The following is a 22581-nucleotide window of genomic DNA, read 5'->3' as shown; positions in this document are numbered from 1 at the left end:
CCGGTGACCGTAGGCGGCCCCGCGGGATCCCCGCGCGGGCCCTACGCGGGGTCCCGCGGCCTGACCCAGCCGACCGCCCGCTCGACCGCCCGCCGCCAGTTGTCGTACTCGGCGGCGCGGCGCCCGGGCTCCATGGCGGGCAGCCACTGGGCGGCCCGGTGCCAGTTGCGGCGCAGTCCCTCCAGATCCGGCCAGTAGCCGACCGCCAGCCCGGCCGCGTAGGCGGCGCCCAGGGAGACGGTCTCGGCGACCATGGGCCGCACCACCGGCGCGTTCAGCACGTCGGCGATGAACTGCATGAGCAGGTTGTCGGCGGTCATGCCCCCGTCGACCTTGAGGGTCTTCAGGTCGAGCCCGGAGTCGGCGTTCATCGCGTCGACGACCTCCCGGGTCTGCCACGCGGTGGCCTCCAGGACCGCGCGGGCGAGGTGGCCCTTGGTGATGTAGGAGGTCAGGCCGACGATGACGCCGCGGGCCTCGCTCCGCCAGTGCGGGGCGAACAGCCCGGCGAACGCGGGCACGATGTAGCAGCCCCCGTTGTCCTCCACGGTCCGGGCGAGGGTCTCGATCTCCGGGGCGCTGTTGATCAGCCCCAGCCCGTCGCGGAACCACTGCACCAGGGCGCCGGTGACGGCGATCGGCCCCTCGAGCGCGTACACCGCGCGCTCCCGCCCGACCTGGTAGCCGACGGTGGTGAGCAGCCCGTGCTCGGAGCGGACCGGTTCGGCCCCGGTGTTGAGCAGCAGGAAGCCGCCGGTGCCGTAGGTGCACTTGGCCTCGCCCGGGGAGAAGCAGGTCTGGCCGAACAGCGCCGCCTGCTGGTCACCGAGGGCGGCGGTGATGCGCACGCCGGGCAGCACGCGGGTGGCCGTGCCGTACGGCTCGGCGGAGGGCCGGATCTCCGGCAGCATCGCCCGCGGCACGCCGAAGAAGTCGAGCAGCCACGGATCCCAGCGCAGGGAGGCCAGGTCCATCAGGAGCGTACGGCCGGCGTTGGTGACGTCGGTGACGTGCAGGCCGCCCTCGGGCCCGCCGGTGAGGTTCCAGATGAGCCAGCTCTCCATCGTCCCGAACAGCACCTCGCCCCGTTCGGCGCGCTCGCGCAGCCCGGGCGTGTGGTCGAGCAGCCAGCGGATGCGCGGCGCGGAGAAGTAGGCGGCCAGCGGCAGGCCGCAGCGTTCCTGCACGCCCGGCGCGTCGGGCCGGGCGGCGAACTCCTCCACCAGGGCGTCGGTCCGGGTGTCCTGCCAGACGATGGCCCGGCCGAGCGGGACACCGGTCCGCCGGTCCCACAGCAGCGTGGTCTCCCGCTGGTTGGCGATGCCGATCGCGACCACCTGCTCCGGGCCGATGCCGGCCTGGACGAGCGCCTGCGGCGCGATGCGCTCCAGGTTCCGCCAGATCTGCACGGCGTCGTGCTCGACCCAGCCGGGGCGGGGGAAGTGCTGGCGGTGCTCGCGCTGGGTCACCGAGACCAGCCGTCCCCGCTGGTCGAAGAGAATGCACCGGGTCGAGGTCGTGCCTTGATCGATGGACATCACATAACGCGTGACCATGGTGTCCTCTGCCTGGGGGGTGTGGGGGAGCGGGGGTCACCTGGGGGTGCGGGGCCGCCGGGGCCGGTCGGGACCGCCGGTGCGGGGACCGGGCCGCCGGGGGGCGGGGGCCGGTCCGGGGGCCGGTCCGGGGGCCGGTGGGCCCGCCGGGAGCGGGCGGGGCCGCCTACGGGCGGGGCCGGGGCGGGCGCCGGGTCACCAGCGGGAGGCGCCGAGGTCGCGGGAGACGGCCCGCGCGGCGTCGCGCACGAACGCCACCAGGGCGGTGTCCGGCCGGCCCGCGCCGTCGCAGATCCGCTCGACGGCGCCGGAGACGCCGATGGCGCCGACGACCAGGCCGCCGTGGCCGCGGATGGGCGCGGCGATGCCGGCCTCGCCGATCGTCGTCTCCTCGGACTCGGCGGCCCAGCCGACCTCGCGGACCCGGGTGAGCGCGCGGGCCAGCGTCTTCGGGGAGGTGATCGTCTTGCGGGTGAAGGCCTCCAGCGGGTCCTCGCCCAGCGCCGCGGCGGCGCCCGCCTCGTAGGCCAGCAGCACCTTGCCCAGCGCGGTGGCGTGCAGCGGGAGCAGCGCGCCGACGTCCAGCGTCTGCAGCGTGTCGTCGGGGCGGAAGACGTGGTGGACGACGAGGACCCGGCCGTCGAGGAGGGTGCCGATGCGCACGGCCTCGCCGCTCCTGGCCGCCAGCGCGTCGGCCCAGTTGATCGCCCGGGAGCGCAGCTCGTTCACGTCGAGGTAGCTGGTGCCCAGGTGGAGCAGGGCGGCACCGAGCTGGTACTTGGCCGTCGCGGCGTCCTGCTCGACGAACCCGACCCGCTGCAGGGTGCGGAGCAGTCCGTGGGCGGTGCCCCGGGCCAGGCCGAGCGAGGTGGCGATCTCCCCGACGCCGAGCCGGCCGGAGCTGCGCGCGAGGAGGCGCAGGATCGCGGCCGCCCGCTCGATGGACTGCACTGGTCCTGGCACGGAGCCGATCGTAGTGCTCCCGGCAGATGTTCGACAATGTCGGCGCAGGTCAGGGGACGATCTGCGCACTCCCCCGCAGATACGGAGCGGTGTGATCGGGGCCATAGATCAAGACCATAAACCGGCCTGACATGACTGACTAGTGTTCGACATTGTCGGCACATCGCCGTTGACCCCCCTCCCCTTCTCACCTAGCGTCCCCGGCAGCGGTGAGCATCACCCCCACCCGCCCGCCCGGCCCCGCCGCGACCGCGGGCCCGCCGTGCGGCACTGTGAGGAGGAGCAATGGTGGAACGGCTGAAAGCCCGCGGGCTGCTCGGCGAACTGGCCGCCGAGTTCGCGGGGACACTGATCCTGATCCTGTTCGGCGTGGGCGTGGTGGCGCAGGTGGCCGCCGCCGGCATCGGCGACCACGACAGCATCGCCTGGGCCTGGGGCCTCGGCGTCACCCTCGGCGTCTACGTCGCGGCCCGGATCAGCGGGGCCCACCTCAACCCGGCGGTCACGGTCGCCCTGGCGGTCTTCAAGGGCTTCTCCTGGCGCAAGGTCCTGCCGTACTCGCTGGCGCAGACCGCGGGCGCGTTCGTCGCCGCGCTCGTCGTCCGCTTCAACTACAGCGACGCGCTGACCGCGGCCGACCCGGGCCTGACGATCAAGACCCAGGGCGTCTTCTCCACCCTGCCGGGCAACGGCACGCTGGACGTCGGCACCTGGGCCGCCTTCGGCGACCAGATCATCGGCACCGCCATCCTGCTCTTCCTCATCCTCGCCCTGTCCGACGCGCGCAACTCCCCGCCCGCGGCCAACCTCGCGCCCTTCGTGGTCGGCCTGGTCGTCGTCGCGATCGGCATGGCCTGGGGCACCAACGCCGGCTACGCCATCAACCCGGCCCGCGACTTCGGCCCGCGCCTGGCCTCCTTCCTCACCGGCTACGAGACGGCCTTCCAGGACCAGTACGGGCAGCTCTACTTCTGGGTGCCGATCGTGGCGCCGCTGCTCGGCGGAGTGCTCGGCGCGGGCCTCTACCAGGTCCTCATCGGCAGGTTCCTCCCCCCGGAGGACGAGCCCGAGGCCGCACGCGTGCCAGGGAAGAACGCCTACGAAGCCGTCTGACGGCCGCCCGACACCCGACCCCGGACAAGGAGCGCGATCACCATGCCCGACTTCATCGGAGCCGTCGACCAGGGGACGACGAGCACCCGTTTCATGATCTTCGATCACGGCGGCAACGAGATCGCCCGCCACCAGCTGGAGCACGAGCAGATCCTCCCCCAGGCGGGCTGGGTCGAGCACAACCCCACCGAGATCTGGGAGCGGACCCGCTCGGTCATCCAGACCACGCTCAACCGGGCGAACCTGGCCGCCTCCGACCTGGCCGCGCTCGGCATCACCAACCAGCGCGAGACCACGCTGGTGTGGAACCGGCGGACCGGCCGGCCGTACTACAACGCGATCGTCTGGCAGGACACCCGGACCGACCGGATCGCCTCCGCCCTGGACCGCGACGGCCGGGGCGAGGTCATCCGGAGGAAGGCGGGGCTGCCCCCGGCGACCTACTTCGCCGGCGGCAAGATCCAGTGGATCCTGGAGAACGTCGACGGGGTGCGCGCGGCGGCCGAGGCCGGGGACGCGCTGTTCGGCACCACCGACACCTGGCTGCTGTGGAACCTCACCGGCGGCCCCCACGGCGGCGTGCACGTCACCGACGTCACCAACGCCAGCCGCACCATGCTCATGGACCTGGAGACGCTGGACTGGGACGACGAGCTGCTGTCGTTCTTCGGCGTCCCCCGCGCGATGCTGCCGCAGATCATGCCCTCGTCCTGCCCCGGCCTGTACGGCGTGACCCGCGCGGACGGCCCGCTCGGCGGCGAGGTCCCCCTCTCCGGCGACCTCGGCGACCAGCAGGCCGCGACCGTCGGCCAGGTCTGCTTCAGCCCCGGCGAGGCCAAGAACACCTACGGCACCGGCAACTTCCTGCTGCTCAACACCGGCACCGAGCCGGTCCGCTCCGAGCACGGCCTGCTGACCACCGTCTGCTACCGGTTCGGCGACGACAAGCCGGTGTACGCCCTGGAGGGCTCGATCGCCGTCACCGGCTCGGCCGTGCAGTGGCTGCGCGACCAGCTCGGGATCATCTCGGGCGCGGCGCAGAGCGAGGCGCTGGCCCGGCAGGTGGACGACAACGGCGGCGTCTACTTCGTGCCCGCGTTCTCCGGCCTGTTCGCCCCCTACTGGCGCTCCGACGCGCGCGGCGCCATCGTCGGCCTGTCCCGCTACAACACCAACGCGCACCTGGCCCGGGCCACGCTGGAGTCGATCTGCTACCAGACGCGGGACGTGGTCGAGGCGATGCAGCAGGACTCCGGCGTCGTGCTCGACGTGCTCCGGGTGGACGGCGGGGTGACCGCCAACGACCTGTGCATGCAGCTGCAGGCCGACATCCTCGGCGTGCCGGTCTCCAGGCCGGTCGTGGCCGAGACCACGGCGCTCGGCGCCGCCTACGCCGCGGGCCTGGCGGTCGGCTTCTGGTCGTCCACCGACGAGCTGCGCAGCAACTGGCAGGAGGACCGCCGCTGGGAGCCGCAGTGGTCCGGCGAGCGGCGCGAGCGCGGTTACGCCGGTTGGAAGAAGGCCGTCACCCGCACGCTCGACTGGGTCGACGTGGACTGACCGCGTCCGCCCGTGCCTTTCCCGAGACGAGGAGCCTGACATGACAGCCGTGCCCCTGGGACCGCCGTACCGCGAGGCGGCGCTGCGGCGCATGAGCGACGGAGAGTTCGACGTGCTGGTCGTCGGCGGCGGCGTGGTGGGCGCGGGAGCGGCGCTCGACGCGGTCTCCCGGGGCCTTTCGGTCGCGCTGGTGGAGGCCCGCGACTGGGCGGCGGGCACCTCCAGCCGGTCCAGCAAGCTGATCCACGGCGGCCTGCGCTATCTGGAGCAGCTCGACTTCCGGCTGGTCAGGGAGGCGCTGAAGGAACGCGGCCTGCTGCTGACCCGGCTCGCGCCCCACCTGGTGCAGCCGGTCCCGTTCCTGTTCCCGCTCCGGCACCGGATGTGGGAGCGGTTCTACGTCGGCGCGGGAGTGACGCTCTACGACACCTTCGACGGCTCGCGCACCCTGCCGCGCCACCGCCAGCTCAGCCGGCGGCGCGCGCTGGCCGCCGCCCCGGGGCTCCGCCCGGAGGGGCTCGTCGGCGCCGTCCAGTACTACGACGCCCAGGTCGACGACGCGCGGTTCACGATGACGCTGGCGCGCACCGCCGCCCAGTACGGCGCCGCCGTCGCGACCGGGGCCCGGGTGACGCGGCTGGCCCGCGACGGCGCCCGGGTGACCGGGGCGCACGTGCTCGACCGGGAGAGCGGCCGGGAGATCCTCGTCCGCGCCCGCCAGGTGGTCAACGCCACCGGGGTGTGGACCGGCGAGAGCCGCGAGCTGGCCGGCACGCGCGGCGGCCCGTCCGTGCGGGCCTCCAAGGGGGTGCACATCCTCGTCCGGCGCGACCGGATCGCGCTCCGCACCGGCCTGATCCTCCGCACCGAGAAGAGCGTGCTGTTCGTCATCCCCTGGGGACGGCACTGGATCATCGGCACCACCGACACCGACTGGACGCTCGACCCGGCCCGCCCGGTGGCCAGCCGGGCCGACGTGGACTACCTGCTGGAGCGGGTCAACGCGGTGCTCAGCACGCCGCTGGCCCGCGACGACGTCGAGGGCGTGTACGCGGGGCTGCGCCCGCTGCTGGCGGGGGACGGCGCCGACACCGCCAGGCTCTCCCGCGAGCACACCGTCGCCCGGCCCGCCCCCGGCCTGGTCGTCGTGGCCGGCGGCAAGTACACCACCTACCGGGTGATGGCCAGGGACGCCGTCGACGCGGCCGCGCAGGGGCTCGGCGGCCCCGTGCCGGCCTCCGTCACCGACCGGCTGCCGCTGGTGGGCGCGGAGGGCTTCGAGGCGCTGTGGAACGGCCGCGACCGGCTGGCCGCCCGCTCCGGCCTGGACACCGCCCGGATCGAGCGCCTGCTCCGGCGGTACGGCTCGGCCGTCGAGGACCTGGTCGGCATGGTCGAGGCCGACCCGGCCCTCGGCGAGCCGCTGGCCGGGGCGGCGGACTACCTGCGGGCGGAGGTGGTCTACGCCGCCACCCACGAGGGGGCGCTGCGCCTGGAGGACGTGCTGGCCCGCCGTACCCGGATCTCGATCGAGGAGCGCGACCGCGGCCTGGCGGCGGCGCCCGAGGCGGCCGCGCTCGTCGCCCCCGTGCTGGGCTGGGACGCCGCCGCCGTGGCCCGCGAGACGGAGCGCTACCGGCTCCTGGTGGAGGGCGAGCGGGCCGCCGAGCTGGCGCCGGACGACCTGTCGGCCTACGGCGCGGCCAGTGCCCGCGCCGGGGAGAGCCGGGAGGCGCGGACCGCCGGGTAGAGCCCGGCGAGGGCGCCGACGGCCAGGGTCGCGGCCAGCCCGCCGCCCGCCGCCCAGGCGGGCACCACGACCGGCCAGCCCTGGTAGAGGGCGTAGCCGGCGGTGACGGCCGCGCCGAGCAGCACCCCGCCCGCCCCGCCCAGCGCGGACAGCAGCAGCGACTCGGCGAGGAACTGCGTGCGGATCTGCCCGCGGGTCGCGCCGAGCGACCGGCGCAGGCCGATCTCCGCCCGCCGCTCCAGCACCGAGATGACCATGGTGTTGGCCACCCCGACGCCGCCGACGAGCAGCGCGACCGCGCCGACCCCCAGCAGCAGGCCGGTGAACGCCTGGTCGGCGGCCTGCTTGGCGGCGAGCGCGTCGGACGGGCGGGAGACGTCCACCTCGTTGGGCGCCTCCGGGTCGGCGGTGGCGGCCAGCACCGCCCGGACGGACTCCAGCCGGGCCTCCTCGCACCGCGTGTAGAGGGTCGTCGGATGCCCGTCGAAGCCCAGCACCGCCTCCGCGGCGGGCCAGCCGACGAGTACCGCGGCGTCCAGCTCGGCGGCGAGCGGCACCGGGTCGAGGACGCCGACGACCGTGAAGCGCTCACCGCCGACGACGACCTGGACGTCCGGTCCGGCCGCGGTCACGCCGAGGCGCCGGGCCGCGGTGGACCCGAGCACCGCGGCCGGGTGGCGGTGGGTGGCCTCGTTGAGCCAGGTGCCGCTGCGCACCCGCGCGCCCACCGTGGCGGGCAGGTCGAGGCGGGCGGCGTGCACGGAGACGCCGCCGGTCTGCGCCTCGGGGATGCGCTCGCTCCGGTACACCTTGGCGCCGTCGACGTACCCGGTCGCGGAGACCGCCCGCACGGGGCCGATGCGCTCGATCATCGCCTCGGCCTCCACGGGCATCTCGGCCTCCTCGCCGGTGAGGGTCTGCCCGGCCGCGGCGGTGAGCAGGTTGGTGCCGAGCGCGGCGAGCGTGCGGTCGAGCTCGGCACCCGAGGAGGACGAGATGCCGACCACGCCGGTCATCGCCGCGATGCCGATGGCGATGCCGAGCGCGGACAGAAACGCCCGGAGCGGGCGGGTGCGCAGGCCGGCCGCGCCGGTCCGCAACACGTCGCGCGGGCGCATCCGGGCCGGGACCGGCTCGGGCGGGATCCGATCAGCGGCGCCGGGACCGGGGCGGCCCACCAGGCCGGCGGTCATCGCGCCGCCCCCGATCCGGCACGCCGCCGGTGCCCGCCCGGGTCCTCCGTCCCGGGGCCCGCTCCGGCCCCCGCCTCCGGGCCCGGATCCGCCTCCGGGTCCGGATCCGGTCCGGCCGCGGAGTCCGAGACGATCCGGCCGTCGCGCATGCCCACCCGCCGGGGCAGGCTCGCGGCGATCTCCCGGTCGTGGGTGATGACCACGACGGTGGTGCCCGAGGCGTTCAGGTCGTGCAGCAGCCGCATCACCCCGGCCCCGGAGGCGGAGTCCAGGGCGCCGGTCGGCTCGTCGGCCAGCAGCAGCGGCGGATCCCCGGCCACGGCCCGGGCGATGGCCACCCGCTGCCGCTCGCCGCCCGACAGCTCGTGCGGCCGGTGGCCGAGGCGGTGGCCGAGCCCGACCCGCTCCAGCGCCGCCGCGGCCCGGCGCCGCCGCTCCGGCAGGCGCAGGCCGCTGTAGAGGAGGCCGTCGGCCACGTTGTCCAGGGCCGAGACCCCGGCGGCCAGGTGGAAGTGCTGGAAGACGAAGCCGATGACGGCTGCCCGGAGCGCGGAGAGCCCGTCGTCCGAGAGCGACGGGACGTCGTGCCCGTCGATGCGCACGGTCCCCGACGAGGGCCGGTCGAGCGTGCCGATGATGGTGAGCAGCGTCGACTTGCCCGAGCCGGACGGGCCGACGATCGCGGCCAGCTCGCCGCGCGCCACCTCCAGCGAGACCGCCGACAGCGCCGCCACCCCGCCGGGGTGGACCTTGCTCACCCGCGACAGGGAGATCATGGGAGTCGTCATTCCGGCATCCCCACGATCGTGCCCTCGGTGAGGCCGCCGCCCGAGACCTCGACGCGGCCCCCGGCGAACATGCCCGTCTCCACCGCGACGTGGCGGGACCTGCCGCCCTCGACGACCTCGACGCCGAACCCGCCCTCCCGGAGCGCGACGAGCGCGGCGACCGGCACGGTCAGCACGTCCTTCCGGCGGGAGGCGGTGAAGGTGACGTCCACCGCGGCGTGCTCCAGGCCCCGGACCGCCTTCTGCCCGAGCGAGACGACCACCTCCAGCGCGGTCTCCGGCTCCGCGTCCTGCCCCTGCCCGGGCTCGATGACCGTGGAGACCTCGGCGACCTCGCCGTCCACGCTCCTGCCGTCGGGCAGGGTGACCGTGACCCCGGCGCCCTCGCGGGCCATCCGCCGGTCCTCGGCCGCCAGCCGTACGGTGACCGCCTTGGCGGTGCCGGTGTAGGTGAGCACCCGCTGCCCGGGACCGGTGGGCCGGCCCGCCTCGGTCTCCAGGGCGTCCACCCGGACCCGCCCGGCGGCGAAGACGACCCGGCCGAGCTCGACCACGCCGGTCTCCTCCAGGCCCCGGTCCTGCTGCCACTCCATGACCGCCGCGGCCGTGGCGGAGGTGTACTCGCCGTCCACGGTGAACCCGTCGTAGCCGAGCGCGCGGAGGTTGCGCTCCAGCGCCTCCACGTCCCGGCCCTCGGTGCCGGCCCGCAGGTCGCGGTAGGCGGGTGTGGCTCCGTACATCAGCACCACCGGGTCGTCGTCGATTCTGTAGAGCGGTTTCCCGCGGCCGATCAGAGCTCCGCTCTCCGGGAGCCAGGTGACGGTGCCGGGCCTGCGGCTGACCGCCGTGACGGCGGGGCCGTAGCCGAGCTCGCCATCGGCGTCGCGCGTGTCGCGGAGCGTCTCCCGGGTCACCTCGGCGGTGGCCGCGGGAAGCGGCGGCGCGTCGTCCGCCCGGCCGCCGCCCCCCGGCAGGCCCGTGCCGCCCGCGGCCACCGTGGCCGTACCGGCCAGGGCCGCCGCGGCGAGCAGCCACGCGGCCCGGCGGCGGGTACGGCGGGCGGGCGCCGGGCCCATCAGGAACCCCCCTTCTCCGGACGGCACTTCGCCTCCGCCGCCGGGAAGTCCGGGTCGTCGGTGACCCCCTTGCCGACCTTGATGCGTCCCTCCGGGTCCGGGTCGGGGAAGTCCGGCACGCCGTTGTCCCGCATGCACCGGGCGATCTCGCGCATCCTCTCCGCGTTGCGGGAGCGGTCCGCGCCGGTGCCGCCCACCGGGGCGTACTGCTTGCAGGCCTGCCGGGCCTTCTCCACGGCGGCCTCCTGCCCCTTGCGGATCCTGAGCATGACGGGCTCGCCGGGCCTGGGGTCGGGCATGTCGACGCCGTTCTCCCGCATGCACTGGGCGAACCTGAGGTTCCGCTCGTCCGGGTCCAGGGTCGGCGTGGCGCTCGCGGCGGGCCCACCGCCGCCACCGGTCGCGGTCGCCACCTCGGCGCCACCGCCCGCGGCGCACCCGGCCAGGGCCGCGGTCAGGGTCAGGGCGAGCACCAGCGGGACCGCCGCCGGTGCACCGGGAATGCGCATGGTCGTCTCCTCGTCCGGCGGCCGGACGCGCGCCGGCCGCTCGATGAGGCATGCAACAGGGAAGCGTGTTTCCGGGCCGTTTCCGCCGCCTCCGCCGTCGCCGTGCTCGTGGCCCGTGCTCGTCGCCCGTGCCGGGCCCGTGCTCGTCGCCCGTGCCGGGCCCGTGCTCGTCGCCCGTGCCGGGCCCGCGCCGGTGCGGCGGCACCGGCGGCCTGGAGCGGCCGGTGCTAACGCGGAGCAAACAACGCGTCCGTCACCATCGCCTCCGTACGCGAGGCGGAGGGCACGGGCCCTCCGGCGGGCAGGGCACGGGGACACGATGCGGGTACTGGTGGTGGAGGACGAGCGCGTGCTCGCCGACGCGATCGCCGAGTGGCTGCGCGAGGAGGCGCACGCGGTCGACACCGCGCACGACGGCGAGGCGGCGCTGGAGCGGCTCGCGGTCAACGACTACGACGTGGTCGTGCTCGACCGCGACCTGCCGAGGGTGCACGGTGACGACGTCTGCCGGGAGCTGGTCGCCTCGGAGTCGGACGCGCGGGTGCTGATGCTCACCGCCGCGGCGGAGATCGGCGACCGGGTGGCGGGGCTCTCGCTGGGCGCGGACGACTACCTGGCCAAGCCGTTCGCCTTCCCCGAGCTGGCCGCCCGGGTCCAGGCGCTGGGGCGGCGCGCCAGGCCGGCCGTGCCGCCGGTGCTGTGCCGGGCCGGGATCACCCTCGACCCCGCGCGCCGGGAGGTGTTCCGCGACGGGCGGTACGTGCCGCTGTCGAAGAAGGAGTTCGCCGTCCTGGCGGAGCTGCTCCGCGCCGACGGGGCCGTCGTCTCCGCCGAGCAGCTGCTGGAGAAGGCATGGGACGAGAACGCCGACCCGTTCACCGGGGTGGTGCGGCTGACCGTCCTCAAGCTGCGCCGCAAGCTCGGCGAGCCGCCGGTCGTGCGGACCGTGCCGGGCGCGGGGTACCGGATCGCATGAGCGCCCGTGCCCCCCGCCCGCCGCGCCGCCGGCCGCTCACCCTGCGCGCCCGGCTCACCCTCGTGTACGGCACGCTGTTCCTCCTCGCCGGACTGACCCTGCTCGGCGTCACCTACCTGCTGTTCGACCAGCGGCTGTCGGCCTCCTTCGCCCGCAGCGGGCTCCAGCAGGAACCCGGCACCCTGCCGCGTAAGGTCGTCATCCTCAACCGGAACGGCGACGTGCTCATGGGCCCCGAGGCGGAGCGGGTGCTGGCCGAGCAGGAGGAGCGGCTGCGCGAGGCGGCGGCCACCTCGATGCTCACCCAGGGCGCGGTCGCGCTGGCCGTGGTCGGGGCCGCAGCGGTGGGGCTCGGCTGGGTGGTGGCGGGACGGGTGCTCGCCCCGCTGCACCGGGTGACCGAGACGGCGCGGCGGATCGCCGCCGCCCCGGTCGCCGACCACGGCCTGCGCGAGCGGATCGCGCTGGACGGGCCGCCGGACGAGGTGAAGGAACTCGCCGACACCTTCGACACCATGGTCGAGCGGCTGGACCGCTCCTTCGACGGTCAGCGTCGCTTCGTCGCCAACGCCTCGCACGAGTTGCGGACCCCGCTGACGCTGAACCGGGCCCTGGTCGAGCTGGCCATGCACCGGAAGACGGCCTCGCCCGACGTCAAGCGGCTCGGTGAGAGCCTGCTGGAGATCAACGCCCGGCACGAGCGGCTCATCTCCGGGCTGCTGCTGCTGGCCCGCTCCGAGCACGAGATCACCGACCGGTCGCCGGTGGACCTGGCGGACGTGGTCGCGCACGTGGTCGCGCAGACCTCCGCGGAGGCCGGGCAGGCGGGGGTCGCCGTGCGGGAGGAGGCCGGGCCCGCGCCCACCCGCGGGGACGCGCTGCTGCTGGAGCGGCTGGTGCACAACCTGGTGGAGAACGGCATCCGGCACAACGTCGGCGACGGCACCGGCTGGGTGCGGGTCACCAGCCGTACGGTGGCCGGCGGGCGGGTCGAGGTGGAGGTGAGCAACACCGGGCCCGCCGTGCCGCCCTACGACATCCCGCCGCTCTTCAAGCCCTTCCGCCGTCTCGGCGCCGAGCGGGTGGTCACGGGCCGGAGCACGGGCCTCGGGCTGTCGATCGTCAGGTCCGTGGCCGTCGCCCACGGCGGTGACGTCACCGCCCGCCCGCGGGAGGGCGGCGGCCTGGTCGTGACGGCCTCCCTCCCGGGCGCCGGGGAGGCCGTGCCGTGAAGGGCGCGCCCGCCGGATCGCCGGGGCCTGCTCACCGGTGCTGCCAGACCTCCTCTCCCGGTCCCGCGCCGGCGTCCCGGCGGTCCGCGCCGAGGGACGGAGGGCCGCCGGAGGAGTCGTCGAGCGGGGAGGGCCCCCCGTCCCGCGGCAGGCCCAGGGCGTCCAGGATCATCGGGTAGGAGCGGATGAACTCCCGCTGCCAGTACGGCCAGCTGTGGGTGCCGTCCTTGTAGAGGTGCACCGTCGGCTTGATCCCGTGCAGGCGGAGCCTGGCGACCAGGTCCTTGGTGGTGTAGGCCGAGACCGGTTCGCTCAGGTGCGCGGGGGACCAGGGGGTGCCGGGCGGGTCGAGCTCGCCCGGGAGGCTGGTGGTGCCGCTGGAGATGTAGACGCCCACGCCCTTGAGGTTCCCGGCGTGCGCGGCGGGGTCGTTGGCCTTCCAGACGGTCCGGTTCCTGACCGGGTCGCCCCACAGCGCCTTCGGGTCCGCCCCCTCGGCGGCCTGGGCGTTCATGATGAGGTCCGGGATGCCCGGCAGGCGGGTGGACATGACGCCGCTGTAGGCGCCGACGAAACGGAACATCCCGCGGTGCCTGGCGGCGTACTTCATCGCGCCGTAGGCGCCCATGGACAGGCCCGCCACCGCCCGGCGGGTCCCGGCGCGGTAGCCGGTCTCCAGCAGTCGGCGCAGCTCCTTCAGATGGAAGGTCTCCCAGCGGGGCGGGCCGCCCCTGCCGCCGTTGTACCAGTCGCTGTAGTTCCCGGCACGCCCGGCCTCGGGCATCACGACGATCGCGTCCAGATCCTCGGTGATCTCCGCGATCCCGGTCATCCGGGTCCAGGAGGTGTAGTCGTCCGCGCCGCCGTGCAGCAGGTAGAGCACCGGCCAGGTGCGGTCGGCGTTCTTCGACCAGCCCCGGGGGACGAGCACCCGGACCGGGAGCCGGGCGTCCACCGCCGGGGACGAGATCGTCAGGTCCACCATGCGCAGGCCGAACCAGCGCTCCTTCACCACGCGCGCCTTACCGGGCAGCGCCGCCGGCCAGGGACCCGACGGGCTCCTGCCGGTCTTCGCGGAGGCCGGCTTCCTGGCGGGTCCCGCCGGGGCGCTCGGGGACGCGCCGGGTCTCGCGGCGCCGGGGGAGGCGCTGGGTGTGGCGCCCGGCTCCGCCGCCGGAGCCGTCCGCGCGTGCGCGGCCACCGGCGGGCCGCCGAGGAGCAGCAGGGCCGACAGTGAGATGGGCAGCGAGACCTGGAGAGCCGGGAATCCGCGTCGGGCAGGGCGCATCGTCTAACCTCCACCGGCCCGGAGGCGTGAGGGCCGTGGCAGGCGACCCTAGGCCCGGTCGCGGGACGCCGATATGGCCGGCCGCAACGGAAACGCCGGGCCCGCTTGAGGCCCGGCGACAAAGCCCGCCGGGCCCGGCCCGCCCCGCGGGGCCGTTGTCACGGCCATGACAAAACGCCCTGGTGGATTGTGGGCCGCCAGGACTCCCCCGCGCAGGCCCCCCTGGGTAAGTTGGCCGATCACCTCGGCCGTTCTTGGGAGTCGCCCCGTGGATCTGCTCGGTGAAGACGACATCCGCCGCTTCCTTTCGGAACGCATCGCCGCCCGGTGCCGCCTGCCCCTCGCCGACGTCGACCCCGACCGTCCGCTGGAGGAGTTCGGGCTCTCGTCGCGCGACGCGGTGGCCGTGGCGGGGGAGCTGGAGGCGCTGCTCGGCAGGGGACTGGGCCCGACGCTGGTCTGGGAGCACCCGACGATCGACCGCCTCGCCCGGGCGCTCGCCGCGCAGGCCGTACGGCCGGCCGCCGGGGCCGCGGCCGGGCCGGTGGATCCGCAGGCCGTACGGCCTGCGGCGGGCGAGCCGGTCGCGGTGGTCGGCGTCGGCTGCCGCCTGCCCGGCTCCGTCCGCGGCCCGGAGGACTTCTGGCGGCTGCTCATGGCGGGCGGCGACGCGGTGGGCGAGGTCCCCGAGGGCCGGTGGGAGGCCTTCGGCGACGGCTCGGCGCGCACCGCCGAGGCGCTGGCCGCCACCACCCGGCACGGCGGCTTCCTCGATGACGTGGCCGCCTTCGACGCCGACTTCTTCGGGATCGTCCCCGGCGAGGCCGAGACCATGGACCCGCAGCAGCGGATGCTGCTGGAGACGGCCTGGGAGGCGCTGGAGCACGCCGGGATCGCGCCGCGCTCGCTGCGCGGCAGCCGTACCGGGGCGTTCGTCGGCATCTCCGGCAACGAGTACGCCCACCTGACCACCGCCGACGTCTCCCGGGTGGACGCCTGGACGGCGACCGGGGCGGCCTTCAGCATCGCCGCGAACCGGCTGTCCTACGTGCTCGACCTGCGAGGGCCCAGCCTCGCGGTGGACACGGCCTGCTCCTCGTCGCTGGTGGCCGTGGACCTGGCGGTGCGGAGCCTGCGGGCGGGGGAGAGCGACCTGGCGCTGGCGGCCGGGGTGAACCTGCTGCTCTCGCCGGTGGTCACGATGGCCTTCGACCGGGGCGGCGGGACCGCGCCCGACGGCCGGTGCAAGGCGTTCGACGCGGCGGCCGACGGCATGGTCCGCGCCGAGGGCTGCGGCGTGGTGGTGCTCAAGCGGCTGTCCGACGCGCTGCGCGACGGGGACCGGGTGCTCGCCGTCGTCCGCGCCACGGCGGTGAACCAGGACGGCCGCTCCAACGGCCTGGTCGCGCCCAACCCGGAGGCGCAGGAGGGGCTGCTGCGCGCCGCCTACGCGGGGCTGGAGCCGCCGGACTACATCGAGGCGCACGGGACCGGCACCTTCCTGGGCGACCCGATCGAGGCGCGGGCGATCGACGCGGCCCTGCCCGAGGGCCACCGCGTCCTGCTCGGCTCGGCCAAGAGCAACCTCGGCCACCTGGAGGCCGCCGCCGGGATCACCGGCCTGATCAAGACCGTCCTCGCCCTGCACCACGGCGTGATCCCGCCCAGCGTGCACTTCGAGCGGCCCAACCCGCACATCCCCTGGGACCGCCTGCGGGTCGTCACCGCCCCGACCCCCTGGCCGGACCGGCCGGGCGCGCGCCCCCGGGCGGGTGTCTCCTCCTTCGGCTTCGGCGGCACCAACGCGCACGTGGTGCTCGACGCCGCTCCCCGCACCGCGCCGCCGGAGGTCCCGCCGGGGGCGTCGGCGGGGGCACCGGAGGTGTCGCGGGACGTGTCCTCGGAGGGCCCGCCGGACGTGCCGCCGGAGGCGCGGGCCGGCCGCGGCGCGCGGGTGTTCCTGCTCACGGACGTCTCGGCCGACCGGGTGCGGGAGTACGCCGGGGTGCTCGCGGACCGGATCGCCGCGGACGGCCCGCGGAACCTGGACGACGTCGCCCGCACGCTCGCCCGGCGCGCCGGGCGGGGGCGCGTCGGCGCCGCCGTGGTGGCCGAGGACGCCGCCGGGCTGGTCGCCGGGCTGCGCGCCGTACGGGAGGGCCGGGCCGCGACCGGCACGGCGGGCCCGGTGCCGGGTGCGGCCCCGGGCACGGCGGCGCGCAGGGGGGCGGGCACGGCGGTGGGCACGGCGGCGGGGGCGGTCTCGGCGGCGGCCGGGACGGCGGCGGGCGGCGGGGCGGGCGCGGTGGCGGTGGGCACCGCGGCGGCGGGGCGGGGCCCGGTCTGGGTGTTCGGCGGGTACGGCGCGCAGTGGGCCGGGATGGGCGCCCGCCTCTACGCCCGGGAGCCGGTCTTCGCCCGGGCGGTCGACGAGATGGACCCGCTCTTCCGCGCGGAGGCGGGCATCCCGCTGCGGGAGACCGTCGCCGGGGGCCGGGATCCCGGAGGCGTGGCCACCGCACAGCCGCTGATCTTCGCGCTCCAGGCGGCGCTGGCCCGGCTCTGGACCTCCCACGGCGTGCGGCCCGCCGCCGTGGTCGGGCACTCGATGGGCGAGGTCGCCGCCGCCCTGGTCGCGGGCGGGATCGGCCTGGCCGACGCGGTCCGGGTGATCTGCCGCCGGGCCCGGCTGCTCGGCACGCTCGGCGGCGGCGGCGCCATGGCCGTGCTGGAGGTGAGCGCCGGGGAGGTCCCGGACGACCTGCACGTGGCGGTCCACTCCTCGCCCCGGCAGTGCGTCGTCACCGGCGACCCCGACCGGGTCGCGGCCTTCGCCGCGGAGGTGGAGTCGCGCGGCCTGCTCTCCCGGCTGCTGACCGCGGAGGGCGCCGGTCACTCGCCCCAGGTCAAGCCGCTCCTGCCGAGGCTCCGCGCGGAGCTCGCCGGGATCGGGGGCGGCAGGCCGGAGATCCCGTTCTACTCGACCGTGCTCGACGACCCCCGCGAGGTCCCCGGCTTCGAGCCCGCCTACTGGGCCGCCGGGGTCCGCCGCCCGGTCCGGCTGATGACCGCGCTCCAGGCCGCCGCCGAGGACGGCCACACCGTCTTCACCGAGATCGGCCCGCACCCGGTCCTGGCCGCGGCCCTGCGCGACACCCTGCCGGAGGGCGCGGTGGTCACGCACTCGCTGCGCCGCGGCCACGACGAGGAGTTCGCCGCCCAGCTGGCGGCCGTCGCGGTGGCGCTGCCCTCCCCGGCGCTCGCCCCGTACGGCGCGCTCACCGATCTCCCCCTGCCGCCGTGGCGGCACCGGCGCCACTGGGTCCCCGCACCCCGCGGCGCCGTCCCGCCGGCCGGAGCCCACCCGCTGCTCGGCACGCACGTCGAGAGCCCCGCCGGGCACGTGTGGACCACCCGCGTCGACGACCTCGCCGACGCCCCCTGGCGGCTGGATCCCGCCACCTGGAGACCGCACGGACTGCCGGTCCTGCCGCTGGCCGCGGTGGCCGCCCTCGCCCAGGCGGCGGCGTTCGAGGTCTGGGGCCGGGCCGAGCTGGCCGACATCACCCTGGACGGCCTGCTGCCGCTGCCCGCCACGGTCGTCACCACCGTCACCCCGTCCGGCGAGGTGGAGATCGACGCCAGGAACGCCGCGGGGACCTGGGTCCGGTACGGCACCGCGACCGTCGTCACCGACGCGCCCCCGGCCGGGGCGGTCCCGAGCCCGGCGGAGCTGGCCGCGCGGCTGACCGGCGGGGCGGCCGCCCGGACGGCGGGTACGGAGGACGGAGCGGCCGCGGGAGACGGAACGGGAGCGGCCGGGCCGGTGCCGGTGCCGGTCGCGGTCGGGTACCTCGGCGCGGACGGCACGCCCGAGCGGGTGCGGACCCGGCGGATCCCGGCCGCCGCCGTGCCGGTCCCGCTCGCGACCAAGCTGGTCGGCCGCGTCTGGACGGAGACCCCGGCGCCCACCGCGACGGTCTCCGGGCCCGCGGCCGCCGGGAGCGGGGCCGGGGGAACCCCGGCGTCCGGGAACGGTGCCGCCGGGGTCGCCGCCCCGGTACCGGCCGGCGCCGGGGCGGGCGCGGGACGGTCCTGGCTGATCGTCGCGCGCGCCGGGGACGGCCGGGCCGGGGACCTCGCCGGCGGCGTGGCCGCGGCCGGGCACACCGTGCGCCGCACCGCCCTGCCCCGGACCTCTCCGGCGGACCCGCGCCCCGGGCCCGTCCCGGCGCCGCGTCCGGCGCCCCTCGCCGCCCGCCCCGGCACGGTCCCGCCGGTCCCCGGCACGCCCGCGCCGGACGCCCCGCAGGCCCGGACCGCCGGCGACGGGGCCGCGGTGCCGCTCCCCGGCGGTCCGCCGCCCGACGAGACCGTGGTGCTGGTCCCGGCCGGGCTGGATCCGGCGGGGGCGGAGGCGCTGGTCCTCGCCGTCACCCGGCTCGTCCGCGACCTCGCCGGGACCGGGACACGGCTGCGGCTGGCCGCCGAGCGGGCGCAGGCCGTACTCCCCGGGGAGCGCCCGGACCCCGGCGCCGCCGCGCTGCGCGGCCTGGTGCGGGTGCTGGCCTTCGAGCATCCGGGTCTGCGCGCCTGCCTGGTCGACACCGACGGCCCCGCCGCGCTCCTGGCGGAGCTGACCGGCGAGGCGGCCCTCGCGGACGCCCTCCCCGGCACTCCCTCCGGAGCCCTCCCCGGTGCACTCCCCGACGACGAGGTCGCCTGGCGCGACGGCGTCCGCCGCGCGGCCCGCCTGGCCGCCCTGCCGCTCGGCGGGTTCCCGCTCCCCGGCACGGGCGCGCCGGTCGTCCGGCGCGGCGGGAGCTATCTGATCACCGGCGGGTACGGCGGGCTGGGCCTGGTGGTGGCCCGGTGGCTGGCCGAGCGGGGAGCCGGGCGGATCGTGCTCGGCGGCCGGTCCGGGCCGTCCCCGGAGGGGGACGAGGTGATCGAGGAGCTGCGGGACCTCGGCGCGGACGTCCGGGTGGTGACCGGCGACCTGGCCGAGCCCGGGACGGCGCGGCGGCTGGTGGAGACGGCCGTCGCGGGCGGCCTGCGGCTGCGCGGCGTGGTGCACGCGGCGGGCGTGCTGGACGACCGGCTGGTCACCGACGTCGGCGCCGGGGACCTGCACCGGGTCTGGTCGGCCAAGGTCCACGGCGGCCTGGCGCTGCACGAGGCGACCCGGGACGGCGACCTGGACTGGTGGGTGGCGTTCTCGTCGGCCGCGGCGCTGCTCGGCTCGCCGGGCCAGGCCGCCTACGCGGCGGCGAACGCCTGGCTGGACGCGCTCTGCGAGCTGCGCAGGGCGGAGGGGCTGCCCGGCACGGCGATCGACTGGGGCACGTGGGCCGAGGTCGGCGGGGCGGGCCGGGCGGCTCTGCCCGCCGTGGCGCCCATCACCCCCGGCGAGGGAGTCGAGGCGCTGGAGGCCCTGCTCCGCCGGGACGTGCCGGCCGCCGGGGTGGTCCGCCTGGACGCGGCCGCGGCGGTGGCGGCCTTCCCCGCCATCGTGCGCATGCCGTACTTCGCGGAGCTGGCCGGGGCGGCGGGCGGAGCGCGGGCCGGGGCCGGGGACGGGTGGCCGGGGGTGGAGGCGCTGGGCGGGCTGGGCCCGGACGAGGCGCTGGCGGCGGTCGCGGCCAGGGTCGCCGAGCGCACGGCCGCCGTGCTGGGCTTCGAGCCGGGCCTGCTCCAGGAGGGCACGGTGCTGACCGAGGCGGGGCTCGACTCGCTGGCGGCCACGCGGGTGCGCGGGGCGATCGAGCACGACTTCGGGGTGGTGGTCCCGGCGGCCCCGCTGCTGAGGGGTGCGACGCTCGGGGACCTCGCCGCGGCCGTCGCCGCCGGGCTGGGCATCCGCGGCGGCGCGGACCGGGCGGCCGGGACCGCGGGCCGTACGGCGGGCGGGGTGGAGCGGGCGCCCGGAGGGGAGCGGGCGGCCGGGGCGCGGACCCGCCCGCTCGGGCCCAGGGACGCGGCGGAGCGCAGGGTGGTGGCCGTGCTCGCCCGGGTCCTGGGCCGCGAGCCCGGGGTGGACGAGGAGATCCCCGCCGAGGCCCTGCCCGCCGTGCTCGCCGGGCTGGGCGGGCCGCCGGTCGTGGAGGGGGCGCTGACCGGGGCGCTGCTGGCCGACTTCGTCCGGCGGGCCGACGAGGAGGAGGCGGCCAGGGGCGTGGTCCGCCCCCTCACCCCGGCGGCCCGGGCCTACCTGGCCGCCCGCCGTACCGGAGGGCCCGCGGACGCGGCCGGTCGCGACGGCGCCGGGGCGCCGGCGGGCGGGACCCGGGACGGCGCCGCCGGGGCGCCGGAGGCTGGGCTCAGGGACGGGGTCGCCGGGGCGCCCGGGGGCGCGCCGCTGTTCCTGGCGCACCCGGCGGGCGGGACCACGGGCGTCTACGCGCAGCTGGCGGCGCTGCTCGGCGCCGACCGGGTGGTGTTCGGGCTGGAGCGGCCGGCGGAACCGGGGCGCGCCGCACCGGGGGAGGCCGTGCCGGGGAGCGCGGAACCGGGGAGTGCCGCACCGGAGGGCGCGGCACCCGGGCGGGCGGGGGCGGCGGGGGCGGAGCACGGCGTGGCGGAGCGGGCCGCCCGCTACGTGGCGGAGATCCGGAAGGTGCAGCCGGAGGGGCCGTACCGGCTGGGCGGCTGGTCCTTCGGCGGCGTCCTCGCCTTCGAGATCGCCCGGCGGCTCGGCGCGGAGGACGTGGAGCTGGTGGCGATGATCGACTCCGGCCTGCCGGACGAGAGGGCGCCGGAGGAGCGGGCCCGGATCACCGCCCGCAGGTACGCCGACTTCGCCGCCTACCTGCGCGAGACGTACGGCGTCGCGGTCGAGCTCGGCTACGGTGAGCTGGCCGCCCTGGACGAGGCCGGGCAGCTCGCCCTCACCGAGGAGCGCGTGGCCGCCTCGGGGGTGGCCGACCTGCTGGGCGAGGCGATCCTGCGCCACCAGGTCACCTCGCACGCCGACACCCGCGCGCTGGAGGGCTACCGGGCGGGGACCTTCACCGGCCGGGTGGTGCTCTACCGCTCCACCGAGCCGACCCCGTGGGCGGTCGAGGACGTCCGCTACGCCCACACCGGCGACCCCGCCCGGGGGTTCGGCCCCTACAGCCCGGGGCTGGAGATCGTCACCGTCCCCGGCTCGCACCACCTCAACCTGCTCGACCCGCCCCACGTGGAAGTCATCGCCGCTCACCTTGGAGGCCAGCTATGACCCTCGCACAGGCCGTCGTCGACGGCGCCGACCCCGAAGAGCTCGCCCGGCTGGAGCTTCCCACCGCCTTCCGCGCCGCCTACACCCGCAAGGAGCAGGTCGGCATGTTCGGCCGCGTCCCGCACGGCACCGACGGGGTGGACAAGGACATCACGCGGTCCGTCCACGTCGGCGAGGTGCCGATGCCGGAGCTCGCCCCCGACGAGGTGCTGATCGCCGTCATGGCGAGCGCGATCAACTTCAACACCGTGTGGACGGCCATGTTCGAGCCGATCCCCACCTTCGCCTTCCTGGAGCGGTTCGGGCGCACCGACCCCCGGCACGACCGGGACTTCCACGTGCTCGGCTCGGACGCCTCCGGCGTGGTCGTCCGGATGGGGGCGGCGGTGCGGCACTGGCGGATCGGGGACCGGGTCGTCGTCTCGCCCGCCTACGTGGACGCGCAGGACCCGGTCACCCACGCCGACTCGATGCTCGGCGAGGACCTGCGCGCCTGGGGCTTCGAGACGAACTACGGCGGGCTGGCCGAGTTCGCCGTGGTCAAGGCCACCCAGCTGCTGCCCAAGCCCAGGCACCTGAGCTGGGAGGAGGCCGCCTGCAACATGCTGTGCGCCTCCACCGCGTACCGGATGCTCGTCAGCCCCCGCGGCGCCCGCATGAAGCAGGGCGACGTGGTGCTCGTCTGGGGCGCCACCGGCGGTCTCGGCGCGTACGGCGTGCAGCTGGTCAGGAACGGCGGCGGCATCCCGGTCGGCGTGGTCGGCTCCCCGGCCAAGGCCGAGCTGCTGCGCCGGATGGGCTGCGAGCACGTCGTGGACCGCTCGCAGTTCGAGCACCTCGGTGACGAGAAGGCCTGGCGGGCCTTCGGCGCGGAGGTGCGCCGCCAGGCGGGCGAGGACCCGCACATCGTCTTCGAGCACACCGGCAAGGACACCTTCGGCGCGTCCGTCTACGTCGCCCGACGCGGCGGATCCGTCGTCACCTGCGGCTCCTCCAGCGGGTACGCGCACACCTACGACAACCGGCACCTGTGGATGAAGCTGAAGAGCATCATCGGCTCGCACGGCGCGAACTACCAGGAGTGCCGCGAGGTCAACCGGCTGCTCGCGCTCGGCATGCTGCAGCCCACCCTCTCGGCGGTCTACCCGCTGGAGCGGACCGGCCAGGCGGCCCGCGCGGTGCAGCTCAACCGGCACGTCGGCAAGGTCGGCGTGCTCGGCCTGGCCCCCGCCGAGGACCTCGGCATCGAGGACCACGCGCTCCGCGAGCGCATCGGCGAGGACCGCATCAGGATGTTCCGGAGCTGACCCGCCGGAGCGGGCCGGACCGCGGGGCCCGGAGGGCCGGGCCGCGCCGGA

The 22581-nt window shown here is 76.6% G+C and carries 14 protein-coding genes; 7 read left to right on the top strand and 7 right to left on the bottom strand.

The genetic code is table 11. From position 1 onward, the window contains the following. Positions 1 to 41 precede the first annotated feature (41 nt). Positions 42 to 1556 carry a glycerol kinase GlpK gene (glpK, locus tag ABD823_RS10845; RefSeq protein WP_344858409.1) on the bottom strand — a complete coding sequence of 505 codons (1515 nt, stop codon included), beginning with the start codon at positions 1554 to 1556 and terminating at the stop codon, positions 42 to 44. 195 nt (positions 1557 to 1751) lie between these two features. Further along, positions 1752 to 2519: an IclR family transcriptional regulator gene (locus tag ABD823_RS10840; RefSeq protein WP_344858407.1), complete on the bottom strand. Its 768-nt coding sequence runs from the start codon at positions 2517 to 2519 to the stop codon at positions 1752 to 1754. Between the two features lie 285 nt (positions 2520 to 2804). Here ABD823_RS10840 and ABD823_RS10835 point away from each other — a divergent pair, with 285 nt between their 5' ends. Genes ABD823_RS10835 through ABD823_RS10825 form a run of 3 tightly spaced genes read left to right on the top strand, consistent with a single transcriptional unit; the run spans position 2805 to position 6942 of the window. Next, positions 2805 to 3632, top strand: a complete 828-nt coding sequence (locus tag ABD823_RS10835) for an MIP/aquaporin family protein (RefSeq protein ID WP_344858406.1) — start codon at positions 2805 to 2807, stop codon at positions 3630 to 3632. 42 nt (positions 3633 to 3674) lie between these two features. Next, positions 3675 to 5192 (top strand): glycerol kinase GlpK, encoded by a 1518-nt coding sequence (gene glpK, locus ABD823_RS10830; protein WP_344858404.1) that lies wholly within the window; start codon positions 3675 to 3677, stop codon positions 5190 to 5192. Positions 5193 to 5232: 40 nt separating this feature from the next. Next, on the top strand, positions 5233 to 6942 hold the full coding sequence (locus tag ABD823_RS10825) for a glycerol-3-phosphate dehydrogenase/oxidase (RefSeq protein WP_344858403.1): 1710 nt from the start codon (positions 5233 to 5235) through the stop codon (positions 6940 to 6942). Here the strand turns inward: ABD823_RS10825 and ABD823_RS10820 are convergent. The 4 genes from ABD823_RS10820 to ABD823_RS10805 all read right to left on the bottom strand — a co-directional run bounded on the left by ABD823_RS10820 (position 6885) and on the right by ABD823_RS10805 (position 10508). Then, positions 6885 to 8060 carry an ABC transporter permease gene (locus ABD823_RS10820; RefSeq protein WP_344858494.1) on the bottom strand — a complete coding sequence of 392 codons (1176 nt, stop codon included), beginning with the start codon at positions 8058 to 8060 and terminating at the stop codon, positions 6885 to 6887. The two genes, ABD823_RS10825 and ABD823_RS10820, sit on opposite strands and share 58 nt — an antisense overlap. 71 nt (positions 8061 to 8131) lie before the next feature. Then, on the bottom strand, positions 8132 to 8923 hold the full coding sequence (locus ABD823_RS10815) for an ABC transporter ATP-binding protein (RefSeq protein ID WP_344858401.1): 792 nt from the start codon (positions 8921 to 8923) through the stop codon (positions 8132 to 8134). Then, the gene (locus ABD823_RS10810) at positions 8920 to 9999 is read right to left on the bottom strand and encodes a peptidoglycan-binding protein (RefSeq protein WP_344858400.1); all 1080 of its coding nucleotides are present in this window, start codon (positions 9997 to 9999) and stop codon (positions 8920 to 8922) included. The genes ABD823_RS10815 and ABD823_RS10810 overlap by 4 nt, the downstream gene beginning before the upstream one ends. Then, positions 9999 to 10508 carry a hypothetical protein gene (locus tag ABD823_RS10805; protein WP_344858398.1) on the bottom strand — a complete coding sequence of 170 codons (510 nt, stop codon included), beginning with the start codon at positions 10506 to 10508 and terminating at the stop codon, positions 9999 to 10001. Before ABD823_RS10805 ends, ABD823_RS10810 begins: the two co-directional genes overlap by 1 nt. A gap of 319 nt (positions 10509 to 10827) precedes the next feature. Between ABD823_RS10805 and ABD823_RS10800 the strand changes: the two genes are divergently transcribed. Beyond that, on the top strand, positions 10828 to 11484 hold the full coding sequence (locus tag ABD823_RS10800; protein WP_344858397.1) for a response regulator transcription factor: 657 nt from the start codon (positions 10828 to 10830) through the stop codon (positions 11482 to 11484). Next, positions 11481 to 12716, top strand: coding sequence for a sensor histidine kinase (locus tag ABD823_RS10795; protein ID WP_344858395.1), 1236 nt, complete (start codon positions 11481 to 11483; stop codon positions 12714 to 12716). The genes ABD823_RS10800 and ABD823_RS10795 overlap by 4 nt, the downstream gene beginning before the upstream one ends. A gap of 31 nt (positions 12717 to 12747) precedes the next feature. Here ABD823_RS10795 and ABD823_RS10790 read toward each other — a convergent pair whose 3' ends face one another. Further along, on the bottom strand, positions 12748 to 14004 hold the full coding sequence (locus ABD823_RS10790) for an alpha/beta hydrolase (RefSeq protein ID WP_344858393.1): 1257 nt from the start codon (positions 14002 to 14004) through the stop codon (positions 12748 to 12750). 268 nt (positions 14005 to 14272) lie between these two features. On the opposite strand from ABD823_RS10790, the gene ABD823_RS10785 reads away from it, so the two are divergent. Both ABD823_RS10785 and ccrA read left to right on the top strand, forming a co-directional pair. Continuing rightward, the gene (locus ABD823_RS10785; RefSeq protein ID WP_344858392.1) at positions 14273 to 21223 is read left to right on the top strand and encodes an SDR family NAD(P)-dependent oxidoreductase; all 6951 of its coding nucleotides are present in this window, start codon (positions 14273 to 14275) and stop codon (positions 21221 to 21223) included. After that, a complete protein-coding gene (ccrA, locus tag ABD823_RS10780) occupies positions 21220 to 22530 on the top strand; it encodes a crotonyl-CoA carboxylase/reductase (RefSeq protein ID WP_344858390.1) in 1311 nt (436 codons plus the stop codon). The genes ABD823_RS10785 and ccrA overlap by 4 nt, the downstream gene beginning before the upstream one ends. Positions 22531 to 22581 lie beyond the last annotated feature (51 nt).

The organism is Planomonospora alba (assembly GCF_039534085.1).
Taxonomy (GTDB): Bacteria; Actinomycetota; Actinomycetes; order Streptosporangiales; family Streptosporangiaceae; genus Planomonospora_B; species Planomonospora_B alba.
The sequence above is the reverse complement of the archived record's forward strand: the minus strand, read 5'-3'. Positions and strand labels throughout refer to the sequence as shown.